Annotated in this window: 13 protein-coding genes; 10 read left to right on the top strand and 3 right to left on the bottom strand. The window is 37.2% G+C overall.

Features of this window, described 5'->3' with window-relative positions:
• Positions 1-18: 18 nt before the first annotated feature.
• The 3 genes from PR683_RS11040 to PR683_RS11030 form a co-directional block, all read right to left on the bottom strand.
• A complete protein-coding gene (locus PR683_RS11040) occupies positions 19-702 on the bottom strand; it encodes a hypothetical protein (RefSeq protein ID WP_272571431.1) in 684 nt (227 codons plus the stop codon).
• A 94-nt stretch (positions 703-796) separates the two neighbouring features.
• The gene (ecpA, locus tag PR683_RS11035; RefSeq protein WP_004914448.1) at positions 797-1,405 is read right to left on the bottom strand and encodes a common pilus major fimbrillin subunit EcpA; all 609 of its coding nucleotides are present in this window, start codon (positions 1,403-1,405) and stop codon (positions 797-799) included.
• A gap of 97 nt (positions 1,406-1,502) precedes the next feature.
• Positions 1,503-1,808 (bottom strand): helix-turn-helix domain-containing protein, encoded by a 306-nt coding sequence (locus PR683_RS11030; protein ID WP_004914446.1) that lies wholly within the window; start codon positions 1,806-1,808, stop codon positions 1,503-1,505.
• A gap of 1,812 nt (positions 1,809-3,620) precedes the next feature.
• Between PR683_RS11030 and PR683_RS11025 the strand changes: the two genes are divergently transcribed.
• The 10 genes from PR683_RS11025 to fbaA all read left to right on the top strand — a co-directional run bounded on the left by PR683_RS11025 (position 3,621) and on the right by fbaA (position 16,607).
• Complete coding sequence (locus PR683_RS11025) at positions 3,621-3,941, top strand: helix-turn-helix domain-containing protein (protein WP_109911906.1); 321 nt, start codon at positions 3,621-3,623, stop codon at positions 3,939-3,941.
• Positions 3,942-4,076: 135 nt separating this feature from the next.
• Entirely contained in the window at positions 4,077-4,682 is a 606-nt protein-coding gene (gene ecpA / locus PR683_RS11020) for a common pilus major fimbrillin subunit EcpA (RefSeq protein ID WP_004914437.1), read from the top strand.
• Positions 4,683-4,773: 91 nt separating this feature from the next.
• Positions 4,774-5,457, top strand: a complete 684-nt coding sequence (locus PR683_RS11015; RefSeq protein WP_004914433.1) for a hypothetical protein — start codon at positions 4,774-4,776, stop codon at positions 5,455-5,457.
• Positions 5,458-5,476: 19 nt separating this feature from the next.
• A complete protein-coding gene (locus tag PR683_RS11010; RefSeq protein WP_164528450.1) occupies positions 5,477-7,975 on the top strand; it encodes a TcfC E-set like domain-containing protein in 2,499 nt (832 codons plus the stop codon).
• A 7-nt stretch (positions 7,976-7,982) separates the two neighbouring features.
• Positions 7,983-9,599 carry a fimbrial protein gene (locus tag PR683_RS11005; protein ID WP_227024218.1) on the top strand — a complete coding sequence of 539 codons (1,617 nt, stop codon included), beginning with the start codon at positions 7,983-7,985 and terminating at the stop codon, positions 9,597-9,599.
• Positions 9,586-10,308, top strand: coding sequence for a fimbrial protein (locus PR683_RS11000; protein WP_231136597.1), 723 nt, complete (start codon positions 9,586-9,588; stop codon positions 10,306-10,308). The genes PR683_RS11005 and PR683_RS11000 overlap by 14 nt, the downstream gene beginning before the upstream one ends.
• Positions 10,309-10,888: 580 nt before the next feature.
• Positions 10,889-12,883, top strand: a complete 1,995-nt coding sequence (gene tkt, locus PR683_RS10995; RefSeq protein ID WP_196719808.1) for a transketolase — start codon at positions 10,889-10,891, stop codon at positions 12,881-12,883.
• Between the two features lie 312 nt (positions 12,884-13,195).
• The gene (gene epd, locus PR683_RS10990; protein WP_004914418.1) at positions 13,196-14,215 is read left to right on the top strand and encodes an erythrose-4-phosphate dehydrogenase; all 1,020 of its coding nucleotides are present in this window, start codon (positions 13,196-13,198) and stop codon (positions 14,213-14,215) included.
• A 92-nt stretch (positions 14,216-14,307) separates the two neighbouring features.
• Entirely contained in the window at positions 14,308-15,471 is a 1,164-nt protein-coding gene (pgk, locus tag PR683_RS10985) for a phosphoglycerate kinase (protein ID WP_004914415.1), read from the top strand.
• A gap of 59 nt (positions 15,472-15,530) precedes the next feature.
• Positions 15,531-16,607: a class II fructose-bisphosphate aldolase gene (gene fbaA / locus PR683_RS10980; RefSeq protein WP_109911909.1), complete on the top strand. Its 1,077-nt coding sequence runs from the start codon at positions 15,531-15,533 to the stop codon at positions 16,605-16,607.
• Positions 16,608-16,663: the final 56 nt, after the last annotated feature.

Genomic DNA, 16,663 nt, shown 5'->3' with positions numbered 1-16,663 from the left:
ATTTAAGTCCATTCTTAATTATTTGACAACAATGAACTCTCCTTTGTGCCAAATACCTACGCTTGATTTTTTATTTGTGACATCGACAAATTGTAATTTGACAGCTAAATTTGGCATGAGGTAATAACGCTCGCGACAAATACCACCCGCTCCGTATTTTTGTTTTTCTGCTAAACAAGGGCCTGAAGCCACTACACGGAAGGTGCTGTTTCCAGTATTTGAAACTTGGGAATTAGAATATTTATAATTAAAGTTTTCAATTCTTGGTGCGACAACGAGAATTGTGCTAATTGTTGCCGATGTTGTTGCTGATGCCGATTTCGCACTTTGTGTAACACCACTCTCGCCAATAGGATCATCTTTCCAATTTAATCGATAGTAACGTTCTTTATTATCTTTTGGGCCTTGATAAATTATCTTAAATATATCTTTTGCATGCCCCGGAAGAATTAAGTTAGCGGGGGTTGATAATATTTCATTGGGATCAGTAACTGGAATTACTTTTCCAGTATCAAGTGGTGAATCTATTTTTTCTATCGTTAAATTTACCAATCTTGCCGTATCTACTGTATTTTCAATTTCTTTAGATAAGGTGTCTTCATCCGATGATATTATTTCAGTGATATTTCCCACATTGACAGCAAAACTGCTTTTTAATGGTAACCATGATAATAAAATTAATGCTAATGTTATCTTTTTCATAATCATAAATTTATAAAATGAATGACGATAAAGATATTATTTCCCTATAGTATCTTTATCGTAATATTTAGTTATCTAATAAGGGGATATTGAATTAAGGAGCTGGAGTAAACTCACCGTCCCAAGTTGCAGTAAACTGAACTTTCACATCACCATCCCATGTACCGTCAGTCAGTGCTTTAAAGTCAGTCGCTGCGCCATCAGCTTCAGCGCCAGCAATAACAAAGGTAAATTCACCGCGATCTGCTGCACGCTCTGAGCCATTATAGATACCATCAGCCGCTAAATTATCTAAACCAGAAGTTAAACCGGTTGATGTATCAATTAATACTAAATCATTATTTTTAGTCAGATCTTCACCATTCCATTTAACACCAACAGTTAATTTAGAATCGTCGGTAGTTCTTGCTAATGTATTAGCAATAATTTTTGACGCTAATTTAAAGTCAGTTGCACCAGCTTGGCCTTGAATAGCGATATCAAATGCGCCATTTTGTTGGTTAAAGCTTTTTTGGCCTTCGGCATAATTAAAGGTTAAACTTCTTAATGGAGTCACAACTAACATACTTGTCGTGTCTTTAATTGCAGTTGCTTGCCATGTAGCTGTTGCTTGAGCGGTACGTGTATCTGCATTTGCAACGGTAGCAAAAGAAGCTGCAATAATTGTTGATAACAATACAGAAGCCATTTTTTTATTTAACATACTAATCTCTCTTTTTATATTGATAGAAAACAATAGTAAAAATAGTTATTTAATTTTTACATATTGATATGGTTTTATTGAATTTAAAATGAAAGGTTTAAATATCTTTCATGCTATTTAGTAATATTGCGATTGTTTTTTTACTTAAATTTATATTGTTTCTTTTATTTTCTTCAGAGAAACAATCAATATAGTAAATCATTTCAATCCATCTTTTGTCTAAAACAGTTAAGATTTCATTTAATTGATCTAGCGATAATGAACTGGTACCAGTTTCATAGCGAGATACCTGTTGTTGGCTAATATTAATTAATTCTGCCAACTGTTTTCCTGTCATGTTTTTTTCTTTGCGTGATTTTCGTAAATAATTTCCTACATGACTACTAATTATATTAGCTTTCATTTTTTCAGCCTCTAATATTAATAGATCTATTTATGTGATATTCGTTAGCTCACTCGCTTGCTTAATTGAGTGTTATAATAAATACATTAAAAAAAGAGTAAATGGCAGGGTTTCTATTAAAGATTTACTTTCAATAGGTTTTTTCTATTAAATCTGTTTTTTTTAGCATTATTCAATTAAAAAATATCTCTTCACCAGTTTAATTGGTTAAAAATACACTTCATAATGTTGAAAACAGGGTATTCAATAAAAAAATACACCAAATAAGTGTAAAATTATTATAATTTTTAACAAATGTATATTTAATTAAGAAGCATAAAGAATCCACATTGAAAGTTACAATTTATTACAATTAAAGAGAGGGAAGAATTGAGAATAAAGGTAGGAAACCAGTTATATTGGTAGAATTGTAATTTTAAATGTGTATTTAACTCTCTTATCTATTAATAACTCAGTTAACTAATTTAATGTGTATGATGTTAAAGTCCCACTTTGATAATTAGATATATGATATAATATCAATGTCTATTAGGTGAAGAAATGTAAGATAAAACAAATAGTTGATTTGCTTTATCCACTATAGTATCAACTTTCTATATCATGAACCTATTGTGGTACATAGGGAGTAGGAGCTAATACTTCGTCCTACAGACCTGTTTATCTTCTATAATTTCATAAAGTACTTTACCAGTGATAGTTGAATCAGGGGTGGGGGGTTATGTCCTCCATTGCCTTTCATTTTACCGATTTTGCAGTACCTAATACTATGCGCGTTTGTTCCAAACCCAATTCATCACCTAAAGCTACTCTAAATATTACTTATAAATTAGATATAACTATCTACATAGCAGCTAATCTAGATTTTAATCCTTTCTTTTGCACTTAGCTTTCCACTAGAGATTATACTTTTGGGTATAGTAACAGAGCATAGGAATGTCTGTTAGTAAAAACGTTGGTTGTTAGAAGTCCATAAGCTATCTATACATGATGAGTAATATCGATAAGCTATCCTGGGATAGCTAGCCAGATTGTTTTTTGAACGATTTTCTTTTTCTTCTTGGTAAGTGTGAATTATAATTTATAAACGTTACTATTTTTCTTTGGTATAAATAGAGCAAAATAGATGGTTTTTTGTGCTTTATTTGAAGGGTTGAAATGATGTTTTTTTTATATCATTGATGAACTGTTTCAGTAGGGATAGTTATTATAGTCATTGTTTTTATTTTTTTAATTCTTTAAAAAAATAAAAATGAATGAGTATATTTTGATATGAATCAATAAAAATAGCATACTCGATCTTAACGCTAATCAATGAGTATTTTATAGAGCAAAATCCTTAATACTCATATTAAGTGTTATTTTAAATTACAAGTAATACATTGCATTCCAAATTGTAACAAAATGAAACTTAGCATTAATTGGCGTGTCACTGTAATCTATATTGTTTTATAAGTAATAATACTTGCAACATATTATAGCAATAACAGCAACAATATCATCACATTTAAAATTAATCTATTAATCACATAGTTACTTATCATTTTTCTACTCCAATTGCGTGTTTTATTCGGTTGTATATCTCAAAATATGGGTACAAAAAAACATTAAAAAGCTCAGGCCTATTGATTTTAATTCTATTGATAGGTTTAAACATTTTTACACGTTTTTTAATCAATTTATATTATTAAGCATAAATTAGTAGTTAATGAATTATCACTAGAATAATTTAGCCTATTAAATAAATATATTAATGATTATCATTTAATAAAAATTAAATTTGGTTTATACATCGGGAAAATTTTGGAAATGCTTATGGAAGTAAATAGGTTGAGTTATTATGCGGGAATATTTTTAAGAAAATCTCGAAAGGAAAAAAATTTAACGGGAAAGCAATTGGCAAAGCTAATGCATGTTAGCCAGCAACAAATATCTCGTTATGAAACAGGGAAAACATCATTAACAATAGACCAATTAAGTCATCTTTTACGCCTATTAGATAAGAATTGGGTTGAGCTTATTTTATTTGTTCAAAGCGAATGTGATATCGATATAAAATTGGAGAAAGAAAAAAGTAAAAAAAGTTATTTATTAAGCAATTACTTGATTGATAGTTTCATAAATAAAAAGCAGTAATATTATTTTAAATTGTTCTAGCTCTATTCTCATAGTGCTCAAGATTATGTTTTATAAAAAACACAGTTAAAAGTGTTTTTTATACTAAGTAATTTTTCATTTGTTGTATATTGAATTTAAATTAGAGAGAATAAAATGTTTAATAAGAAAATATCATCTGTATTATTATCTGGGGTTATTGCTGCTTCTTTTGCTACCGTTGCAAATGCAGATACACGTACCGCTCAAGCAACAGCAACATGGCAAGCGACTGCAATTAAAGACACGACAAGCATGTTAGTTGTGACTCCACTAAAAAGCTTAACTTTTAATTACGCCGAAGGCCAAAAAAGCTTTAATCAGCAAAATGGTGCATTTGATGTCGCTATTCAAGGACAATCCGGCGCAACTGACTTTAAATTAACATCTAAAATTATTGCTAATACATTAGCAAGAACTACCGACGATTCTACATTAGAAGTTGGCGTTAAATGGAATGGTACTGATTTAAACACTGCTACGGATACTACGTTAATCAGCGTTGCTGACGGTATTACTTCAGGTTTAGATAATTTAGCGGCTGATGGTGTTTATAATAGCTCAGACCGTGCAACAGATCGCGGTGAGTTCACCTTTGTTATTGCTAAAGCTAAAGCAGCAGGCGCAGTCGCTGAGTTTAAAGACTTAGATGATGGTGTTTGGGATGGTGATGTGAAAGTCCAGTTTACTGCAAACTGGGAAGGAACTTTTGTTACTCCATAAGTTTTTTATTAATTAAATAAAAAATCCTTTGTTACGATAAAGATAATATAAGGATATAGAGTCTTTATCGTTTTTTATTTTGAGTTCTATTATGAAAAAAACAACAATAGCAGTTATTCTATTATCAATTCTCCCACTAAAAAATACCTTGGCTGTTAATGTTGGTAATATCACAGAAATTATTTCATCTGATGAAAATTCACTTTCTAAGGAAATTGAAAACACAGTTGATGCGGCTAGATTAGTAAACTTAACGATAGAAAAAATAGATACACCATTAGAACATGGAAAGGTAATTTCAACTAACGATCCTAACGAAATATTGTCAACACCAGCGAATATTATTCTTCCGGGAAATGCACGTGATGTATTTAAAGTTATCTACAATGGCCCGAAAGACGATAAGGAACGTTATTATCGACTAAATTGGAAAGATGACCCAATTAGTGAAAGTGGGATTACGAAAAGTTCAAAATCAGCATCAGCAACAACATCTGCAACGATTAGTACAATACTTGTTGTTGCACCTAGAATAGAAAACTTTCAATACAAATATGAAAATCAGAAAGTTGCTAATTTAGGGAACAGTTCTTTTCGTGTTGTTGCTTCAGGACCTTGTTTACCTGATAAAATAAATCTTGGTTCCGATGGGATCTGTAAAGAACGTTATTACTTGATGCCAAATTTAGCTGTAAAACTTCAGTTGGTCGATATAAATAATAAAAAAACAAGTGTTGGTATTTGGCACAAAGGTAATTTTATTGTGGTCAAATAGCTAATATTGGATCTTAACTATGCATAAAAGTATTATTGCATTATCAATAATGAGCTTTATTTTTTCAAATGTTGTTTATGCTAAAGATAACAAGCGTATTAAAATTGGTGGGTATATTATTCCGCCAGCTTTTGTTATGGCACTGGAAGAGGGAATGTCAGTACCTGTTTTTTTACGATTAAATACCTCTAGAGAAAAAAATCAAAGTGAAGATAAAATTGCTGATGCCATCATTATTGTTGAACAAGGAAAAATTAAACTTGCGAATATTAATTTTATTGATAATAGCCAAGGACCAAAGTTAAGCTCATTATTGATAGATGAATTAGAAAACAGTAAGGATAACTTTTTCAATGAATCAAATAACATTAAGATTGATAAAGATGCATTACTTCAGTTAGATATTTCTTCATTTAATCTGTCACTCGATGTTGACCAAGATGCTTTTGTGCCTAAAGAAAAAGTTAGGCAATTTTCTCTAGGTGACTCATCGGTAAATGATTTTTCTGCAGTAGCTAATTATGATTTAGGTGTTTTTGGAAGTCAGGTAAAAAAAGGGAAAAATTCGTCGAGTAGCTATTTTAATTTAGATACTTTGTTGGCTATAGCCGAACACCACATTAACATTAATGCATCAGTTTACAGCATTGGTAAATCAAACTCTGATATTGAATTATATCGTGCTATGTATGAACGCGATTTTAATGGAATACGTTATGCGATTGGGTTAATGAGTACGTGGAATTTACAGTCTATTGCGAGCCTAACTACACTAAATAGCAGTAAAATTTATGCAGTTACACTAGGAAATAATGCATCTAGTGTCGTGGTGAACTCAAAATATTCGTTAACACCAATCTATGTATTTTTAAATAGCCCAGGTGAAATTCGTATTTACCGTGATGGAAAGTTATTAAATATTCAAAATTTTCCGATGGGTAGCTTTGAAGTCGACACGAGTATTCTTCCATTTGGTATCTATGATGTCACGATTGAGACCGTTGTAGATGGTAAAATTGTGACGACTCAACATCAAACAATTAATAAATCTTTTGGAACTAGCGGCGCTAATTTTGAAAAGTTAAATTGGGAAGTCTATGGGGGATATGTTGATTTTGATAAGAAACGTTATGTAAGAGGAAAATATTCTAAACGTGAGCCACTGAAGCAAAGTTATTTAGTCGGTGCGTCCGTGGCAAAAGGTTTTCCTGTTTTATCTGGATTAAATATTCAGATGTCTAATTATGGCTATGACAATTTTTTAATTAATGAAAGCAGTATTAACTTTTCTTTAAATCAGTATGTATCACTGTCTTGGCAGGGAATGATTGAAAACCATGGAAGCCATAGAAATATTGCTACGCTATCGACAAATATACCTGATGGCTATGGATCTGTTTGGGCTTCGAAAGAAAAGGCCGTAGTAAAAGGTGAATTACCCATTTATGACTCTGATAGTTATTCTTATGGCGCGACTTTAAATTTTGACAAGGTATTTGAGCGAGCGGGAACATTCACTATTAGTAGTACAAAAGATAAACGTATTGGTAGTGATTCAATTAACTATGAGTATTCAAATACATTGTTTTCAGGTCGTTACGGCACGATTGGGTTAAGAACAGGCGTTCAGCGTTATCACTATGATGACCAAAAAAGTATGAATGAAAAATTTATTAGCCTCGATTTTTCATTACCGTTATCAACATGGTTGAGTACAGGTCTTTCATCGAGCAATGGTAATGTGAAAGCCAATATTTATGCGAATAAGAGCTTTGATGATTCGGTTATTACAAGTGTCGGAGGTTCGGTGTCAAAGCTAGTTAAAGATAAAAATAACGGTGAGTCTAATATTTCAACAATGGGCTATGCCTCTTACGAGACTAAATATAACTCAGGTATGGTGACACTTAACCGGCCCGATAGTAATAGGCTTAATGGTAATTTGACCTCAAGAGGCTCAGTCGCTTATAGCAATGGAACTATTATGCCAAGTGGGCAGCAAGGGAAATCAGGCGTCATTATTAATTCGGATATTTATGGGGCTGGGAGTATGACAGCACGTGTTAATGGGCAAAATTACCCTATTAGTGGAGCAAATACCTTTATTCCATTATCCCCTTATTCGGATTATGACATTCAATTAATGAATGATGCGAAATCTAAAGACAGTTTTGACATTGTATCGGGGCGAAATAAGTCTGTCACATTATACCCTGGGAATATTGCTATTTATAAACCTGAAGTTAGGCAGCTCGTGACGGTATTTGGTCGTTTGAAATCGCCAACTGGCGAATTTATTAAATATGCGTCTATCCGTAACCATATTGGTCGCACAAAAACAGATCACAATGGTGAGTTTTCGATGGATGTCGATGTTCGCTACCCTGTTATTTCACTTCTACAAGAAGATGAGCAAACTATTTGCGAAGCTGATTTGAATCTAGAGGGAGCCAGAGGTGCGTTATGGCTAGGGGATGTTACCTGTGACCCGCAAAGAACAGTCGCATTAAGGCAATGAGAGTTTCATGATGAATAAAAAATATTTCTTACTATTTTTGACGAGTTGTTTGTTGAATGGCGTCTTTAGTTCTTCTGGCTTAGCTGTGGCTCTGAGTAACTCTTATGTATTTATTGAAAATGGTGTTGATAATGAGTTTTTTGTAACACCAAGGTCTTTAGATCCTCGATTCACTGGCGCAAATAAATTTTCCCGTTATTCAGCAAGAAACCAAGAAAGCTTAGGTTATATGGGCTACACCAATACCTCGATTCGGGCCAACCAGAATGTAGATATTTGGTTTGAAAATTCACCGATTGATAGCCCATTTATTGGTAACCGCTGTATGCGTAATTACTGTAATCGCGATACGGGTTATTGGCCTGCACAATATGTTGGTCGAAATGGCGCGTATAAAATTGTACAGGATAATACCTTGGGGGAAGGGGCATATGCGCGAGGTATTTTTAGTGAGTCAACATACCAATATTTTCAAAAACTGCCTATTGGTACAGTAGAAACTTATAGCTATCGTGCATGTATGACTGACTTGGATTATGACCCTGCAAAAGGGGAAAGTTGCCAAAGTGTTGGTGGACGAATTATCGCATCTCATGAGTTTACAATGACGAAATCAGGGCATATTAAACTGAGTTCAACAGGCGCAATGCAAGAAGTTTACATTGATAGTAATGGTAACCCAAGCCTAGGTCCCGGGGAGCAATTTTGTCGTATTGGTATTGTTGCCAACGTGAACGGTTTAATTTGCCAAGTGGTAAAACATGAAACATCGGGGGATATTTTTGCGAATGTGTTGCTAACATTAAAAGTAAATTCAACATTAATTCCATTTACCCCTGCTGCTGCGTCAATAAAAATAGGCCCTGACGACGGTTCTAATGTTTGGCAAAATTACAACTCATCTTATGCAGCGAACTCATATTTTAAAAGTTCAAATAACTATGTTTCTATCTTTTTTTCTAATACGTTTTTCAAACAATTAGTGACAAATAATATTGATTTCACCAATAGCCAAGACTTTTTTACGTTTTCGTTTACGAACCCTGCCGCTGCCCCACAGTCAGGCTATTATGAATTCACGCCATCGAACCAGTTAGTGATAAAGCCTAGGGACTACAGCATTAGTATTGTGCCTGCGGATTATATTCCTAACCCGTCAAAAACTGGGAAAATTGGCCCAGCGGAACCACCAATTGAGTTTAATTATATTGTGACGACAAGCGGCCCTCGACAAGCGGACGCGATCACTGCAAGAGTCGAGGGGCCGACAGTGAATGTTAACGGACAAAACTTTTGTTTGTTCAGCTCCGATGATGACAAATTTCGTGTTCCGTTTTCAGCTTACTTGTCATTTAAAAATGCTTCAGGTATCGAAGAGTCTTATCGCTCAAGTTGTGATGGTACGGAAATATCGATGGATAATGCCTTGTGGACGGAAACACCATGGGATATCCCTAACCAAGATTTAGGTTCTTTTTATCGCACTAATTTGGATTTACGTTTCCCAATGAATGATTCAAACTCATTATTTACGTTAGATGGCATCGATTGGTTAGGAACGGTGTCTGCGAGTGGAACGGTTGTCGTGAAAGCGATTTGGACGGGGCCAGATGTCCATTTATAAGGTTGGCGCGATTTATACTGATAAGCTGAAGCGTATAGCGACTCAACTATTGATTAGCTCGCTGTTATTATTGCTTTTTTCATGTTTTGGTAAAGCCTATCCACTTTATTTGAGCTCAGATATTTCATCTTTAGAGCCCAATAAAAGCTTTTTTTCAAAGTCCTATATCAATGATACGAAAAAGGTGAATTTATATACATTTAGTGCATACCAAATAGATAAGCCTGATAATAAAGAGCAAGGGAAGCCAATAGAAGAAGGGGAAATTATTTTTACCCCATTAAAAAAAATCGTATTACCCGGTGAGCAAGAGTATTTTAAGATTTTTTATCGCGGTAAAGCGGATGATAAAGAACGCTATTATAAGATTGTGATCAGTGAAACGGCACTTGATGTGGAAACTGACTCTTTTCAGAATCAGCAACCGTTATTTTACCCCACAGTTAGTTTAGAAACCTATTTTGTGGTTAGGCCGAAAGATATTGCATTTAAATATGCGATGGATGTGGATGCGGGCATATTAAAAAATACGGGCAATACTTATTTTAGGGTGCTAATTCATGAAAGCTGTGAAGTAAAGGATGATGAGCAGCCCTTAGTTCTTTATCTTTTACCACAACAAGAATTTCACCATGAAGCTGTAAAGAAAAAAAGCCGTAAATACATTGTTATATTTGATAAATACTATTCTATAGGCAACTGCGATTAGCTGATTTAAAATTTTATATTATATGATTAGCCAGTAATATTTGTTGTTACTGGTTTTTTTTCAATTCATGTTACTTCTATCTATTAATAGTCATTAGAAAGGCTAGGTCTTTTACTCAACTCAAACAAAAATATTCGGGCATATTGCGCTTTTTTTTGTCTAAAACTTTGCCAATTATCACTAATGTGGCAGCTAAATGTGCTAGAAGCATAAATCACCTTGATCCCAGACACTGAACTCAGGTTTAATAAGGTTAGTCACTTGCGCAAAAATGTAAGTCTTAAGGGATATTTTGCGCAATGGAATGGATTCAGCTTTGCGGCAGTTCAATTTATTAGCGATCTGCTGCCATGAACATAGCAAATATTGCGGTATGGGTAGAATTGGGTTACTTTCAATCGCTCTATTCGTGAAATGCTCAGTTTGTTGTCGATGTGCTGTGGTTTCTTAGATAAGGAGACCGATGGCGATACCTCGGTAACTTGATACTTTCATGTTGCAGCGAAATTAAAGTAGCACTATCCGTATTGCGTTGTAAAAATTGGTTTAAGTACGTTTTTATCCTACCTGGAGTATACTGATGACGACTCGTAAAACCCTTGCTAATGCTATCCGCTTTCTAAGTATGGATGCGGTTCAAAAAGCAAAATCAGGGCATCCTGGCGCGCCAATGGGCATGGCTGATATCGCTGAAGTACTGTGGCGTGACCATATGAATCATAACCCAGCAGACCCTCACTGGGCAGATCGTGACCGTTTTGTACTGTCAAACGGCCATGGCTCAATGTTGATTTATAGCTTACTGCACCTCACTGGTTATGACTTACCTATCGAAGAGTTAAAAAACTTCCGCCAATTACACTCTAAAACACCGGGCCACCCAGAATATGGCTATACTCCAGGTGTTGAAACAACAACTGGTCCTTTGGGGCAAGGCATTGCAAACGCAGTGGGTTTTGCGATCGCAGAACGCACATTAGCCGCGCAATTTAACCGCCCTGGCCATGACGTTGTTGATCACCACACTTATGTTTTCATGGGTGATGGCTGTATGATGGAAGGTATCTCGCACGAAGCATGTTCTTTAGCGGGTACACTGAAATTAAATAAACTGATCGCATTCTATGATGACAACGGCATCTCAATTGATGGTGAAGTTGAAGGTTGGTTTACTGACGATACCGCAGCACGTTTCGAATCTTATGGCTGGCATGTTATCCGTGATATCGACGGACATGACGCATCACAGATCAATGCGGCAGTGAATGAAGCGAAAAACCAAGCTGATAAACCAACACTGATTATGTGTAAAACTATCATTGGTTTTGGCTCACCAAACAAAGCTGGTTCTGAGTCTGTCCACGGTGCACCTTTAGGTGATGCTGAAATTGCAGCAACTCGTGAAGCTCTGGGTTGGAGCTACGGTCCATTCGAAATTCCTAAAGATATCTACGAAGCTTGGGATGCTCGTACCGCAGGTAAAGAAAAACAAAGCGCTTGGGATAAAAAATTCGCCGCATATTCAGCCCAATTCCCTGAATTAGCTGCGGAATTTACTCGTCGTATGAATGGTGAATTACCAGCTAATTTTGACGCGGATGCAAAACAATTTGTTGAAAATCTGCAACAAAACCCAGCAAATATTGCCAGCCGTAAAGCATCACAAAATGCATTAGAAGCGTTTGGTAAAGTGTTACCAGAATTTATGGGTGGTTCTGCAGACTTAGCACCAAGTAACTTAACCATGTGGTCAGGTTCGAAAGCGCTGAATGTTGACCCAGCGGGTAACTATATTCACTACGGTGTTCGTGAATTTGGTATGTCAGCTATCATGAACGGTATCGCGTTACATGGTGGTTTCATTCCTTACGGCGCGACATTCCTGATGTTTGTTGAATACGCGCGTAATGCGGTTCGTATGGCAGCACTGATGAAAGTGCGTAGCATCTTCGTTTATACTCACGATTCTATTGGTCTGGGTGAAGATGGCCCGACTCACCAACCGGTTGAGCAACTGGCAAGCCTGCGTGTGACACCAAATGTCAGCACGTGGCGTCCTTGTGACCAAGTTGAATCTGCGGTGGCGTGGAAATATGCTATCGAGCGTAAAGATGGCCCAAGCGCATTAATCTTCTCTCGCCAGAACTTAGAGCAACAACCTCGTAGCGCCGAACAATTAGCCAATATCGAGAAAGGGGCTTACATTCTGAAAGATTGCGCAGGTACGCCTGAGTTAATCTTTATTGCTACAGGTTCTGAAGTGGAATTGGCAGTTAAAGCGGCTGACCAATTAACATTAGAAGGCCGTAAAGTTCGTGTTGTATCAATGCCTTCTACTGATGCATTCGATAAACAAGACGCGGCTTACCGTGAAGCAGTTTTACCTGCCAATGTGACAGCACGTGTTGCTATCGAAGCGGGTATTGCAGATTACTGGTTCAAGTACACTGGTTTAAACGGTGCCATCATCGGTATGCATACCTTTGGTGAATCTGCTCCTGCCGAAGTTCTGTTTAAAGAATTCGGTATCACAGTAGAGAAAGCAGTTGAAGCTGCGAAATCTTTACTGAAATAAAATAAGAAGGAATGAGTTCCGAATTTCGGTTCTCATTTCTAATTATCTTGCTGAACAACGCCTAGCGATAAACTAGGCGTTGTTTTTTTGTGCACCAATATAGGATTTTCTATTGCGTTCTATAAATATATCCCTTAATCTAATCCTAGATAAGCTGAACCGTTTCAGTTGTATGTTGCAGAATGAAAATATTTTTTAAAAATGTCGGTTGAAGCACACTTTTGATGTTTGACAGCTAAAATGAGCAGTAGAGTTGGTGTGAGTCAGTTATCCTTAGCAACCGTGTGATTTTGCTCAGATACAAGGTGTAGAATGGCAATCAGGGTAGCAATAAATGGCTTTGGCCGCATTGGTCGAAGTGTTCTAAGAGCGTTGTATGAGTCTGGCCGTCGGGCAGAGATTGTCGTGGTGGCGGTTAATGAACTTGCTGAACCTGAAGGGATTGCGCATTTGCTGAAGTATGATTCCAGCCATGGGCGTTTTGCTTGGGATGTACGACTTAACGGAACACTTTTACAAGTTGGTGATGATAATATTCGTTTATTTCACCAATCTGAGCTGCATGAGTTGCCTTGGAAAGAACTGGGGATTGATGTTGTTTTAGATTGTAGTGGGGTTTATGGTTCACGGGATGACGGCTTATTGCATTTAGCGGCAGGGGCGAAAAAAGTATTATTTTCTCACCCGGGTACTGATGACCTTGATGCAACTATCGTTTATGGTGTTAACCATGAAAGTTTAACCGCTCAAGACAAGATTGTTTCCAATGCTTCTTGCACCACCAACTGTATTATTCCTATTATTAAATTGCTTGATGAGGCATTTTCGATTGAATCGGGAACCGTGACGACGATTCATGCGTCAATGAATGACCAGCCTGTTATCGATGCCTATCATAAAGATTTACGCAGAACTCGTGCAGCGAGTCAGTCTATTATTCCTGTTGATACCAAGTTAGCGGCAGGAATTACGCGAATTTTTCCGAAATTTAAAGACCATTTTGAAGCCATTTCTGTCCGTGTACCGACGACGAATGTGACAGCGATTGATTTGAGTGTTACCGTACATAACGATGTTTGTGTTGATAAAGTCAACCAACTACTGCGAAGCGCGGCACAAGGCCATTTTCGTGGTATAGTGGACTACACTGAATTACCGCTAGTCTCGATGGATTTCAATCATGATCCACACAGTGCTATTATTGATGGTACACAAACGAGAGTTAGTGGTAAGCATTTAATTAAAACCCTAGTTTGGTGTGATAACGAATGGGGGTTTGCTAACCGGATGCTAGATACAACATTAGCGATGGCAGCGACAGGTTTAAACTAATTGGCGACTGACAGACAGCAGGGCATGATAACTTTATTGTTTTGCACAGTCGCTGATGGAAACTTTATAGAGAATCAACGAGAGGATTCACCATGTCTGTAATTAAGATGACCGATTTAGACTTAGCGGGTAAACGCGTATTCATCCGTTCTGACTTAAACGTTCCTGTAAAAGATGGCAAAGTTACTTCTGATGCACGTATTCGTGCTTCATTACCAACAATTGAAGCTGCTCTGAAACAAGGCGCTAAAGTCATGGTCACTTCTCACCTTGGTCGCCCGACCGAAGGCGAGTACAACGAAGAGTTTTCACTGCAACCTGTTGTTGACTATCTGGCTGACAAAATGGATTACCCAGTCCGCTTAGTTAAAGACTACCTTAACGGTGTTGAAATCGAAGCTGGCGAGTTAGTTGTGCTGGAAAACGTTCGCTTTAATAAAGGCGAGAAAAAAGACGATGAAACCCTGTCTAAACAATACGCTGCATTGTGTGATGTTTATGTTATGGACGCATTTGGTACGGCTCACCGCGCACAAGCGTCAACACATGGTGTTGCTAAATTCTCTCCAGTTGCTTGTGCTGGCCCACTACTGAGTGGTGAGTTAGAAGCATTAGGTAAAGCATTAGATAACCCAGCTCGTCCAATGGTTGCGATTGTTGGTGGTTCTAAAGTGTCAACGAAACTGACTGTATTAGATTCCCTATCTAAAATCGCAGACCAGCTGATTGTTGGTGGCGGTATTGCAAATACCTTTATCGCAGCGGAAGGCAATAATGTTGGTCGCTCATTATATGAAGCGGACTTAATCCCTGAAGCGAAAAAATTACTGGCAAACTGCCAAATTCCAGTACCAACGGATGTTCGCGTTGCAACCGAGTTCTCTGAAACTGCACCAGCAACTCTGAAAGCGAGTACTGAAATTAAAGATGACGAACAAATTCTGGATTTAGGTGATGAATCTGCACAGCGCTTGGCTGAGATCCTGAAAAATGCCAAAACCATTCTTTGGAATGGCCCAGTAGGCGTGTTTGAGTTCCCTAATTTCCGTAAAGGTACCGAGATCGTTGCAAAAGCGATTGCTGATAGCGACGCATTCTCTATCGCTGGTGGTGGTGACACCCTAGCAGCTATCGATTTATTCGATATTGCTGACAAAATTTCATATATCTCTACTGGTGGCGGTGCTTTCCTTGAGTTCGTTGAAGGCAAAAAGCTCCCTGCCGTTGTGATGCTAGAAGAACGTGCTAAAGCGTAATTAATTGTTCATACACAACAGGCAGCGTAGGCTGCCTGTTTACCACAGGACCTTTTCACATGTCTAAAATTTTTGATTTTGTTAAACCGGGTGTTATCACGGGTGATGATGTACAGAAAGTTTTCGCAGTTGCCAAAGAAAATAACTTTGCATTGCCAGCGGTGAACTGTGTTGGTACGGATTCAATTAACGCCGTACTTGAAACGGCCGCGAAAGTGCGTGCGCCAGTTATTGTTCAGTTTTCAAACGGCGGTGCCGCATTTATCGCAGGTAAAGGTTTGAAAGCAGAAGGCCAACAAGCTGCAATTTTAGGTGCAATTTCAGGTGCTTATCATGTGCATCAAATGGCAGAGCACTACGGTGTTCCTGTTATTCTGCATACTGACCACTGTGCGAAAAAATTACTGCCATGGATCGATGGCCTGTTAGATGCAGGTGAAAAACACTACGCGAAAACCGGTAAACCACTGTTCTCTTCTCACATGATTGACTTGTCAGAAGAATCACTGGAAGAAAACATCGAAATCTGTGCTAAATACTTAGCACGTATGGCTAAAATCGATATGACATTGGAAATCGAATTAGGCTGTACAGGTGGTGAAGAAGATGGTGTTGATAACACCGGAATGGACAGTTCTGAGCTGTACACTCAGCCAGAAGACGTTGCATATGCGTATGAAAAACTGAGTGCAGTGAGCCCACGTTTCACTATCGCTGCATCTTTCGGTAACGTTCACGGTGTTTATAAACCAGGTAACGTTCAGTTAACGCCAAAAATTCTGCGTAATTCACAAGACTACGTTTCAGAAAAATATAATCTGCCACACAACAGCTTAGACTTCGTATTCCACGGTGGTTCTGGCTCAAGTGCTGCTGAAATCAAAGAAGCAGTTAGCTACGGTGTTATCAAAATGAACATCGACACTGATACTCAGTGGGCAACTTGGGATGGTATTTTACAGTACTACAAAAAGAACGAAGGCTATCTGCAAGGTCAGTTAGGTAACCCAGAAGGTGCGGATAAACCTAACAAAAAATACTATGACCCACGTGTATGGCTGCGTAAAGCACAAGAGTCAATGGTTGTTCGTTTAGAGCAAGCATTTAAAGAACTGAACTGTGTTGATGTTCTGTAATTAACACGCATTAAGTTTCTTGTGATGAATCCCTCAGTAAGGTGACTTACTGGGGG

The organism is Providencia sp. PROV269 (assembly GCF_028477785.1).
GTDB lineage: Bacteria > Pseudomonadota > Gammaproteobacteria > Enterobacterales > Enterobacteriaceae > Providencia > Providencia rettgeri.
Note: the sequence above shows the minus strand (reverse complement) of the source record. Positions and strands in the feature narration are given on the sequence as shown.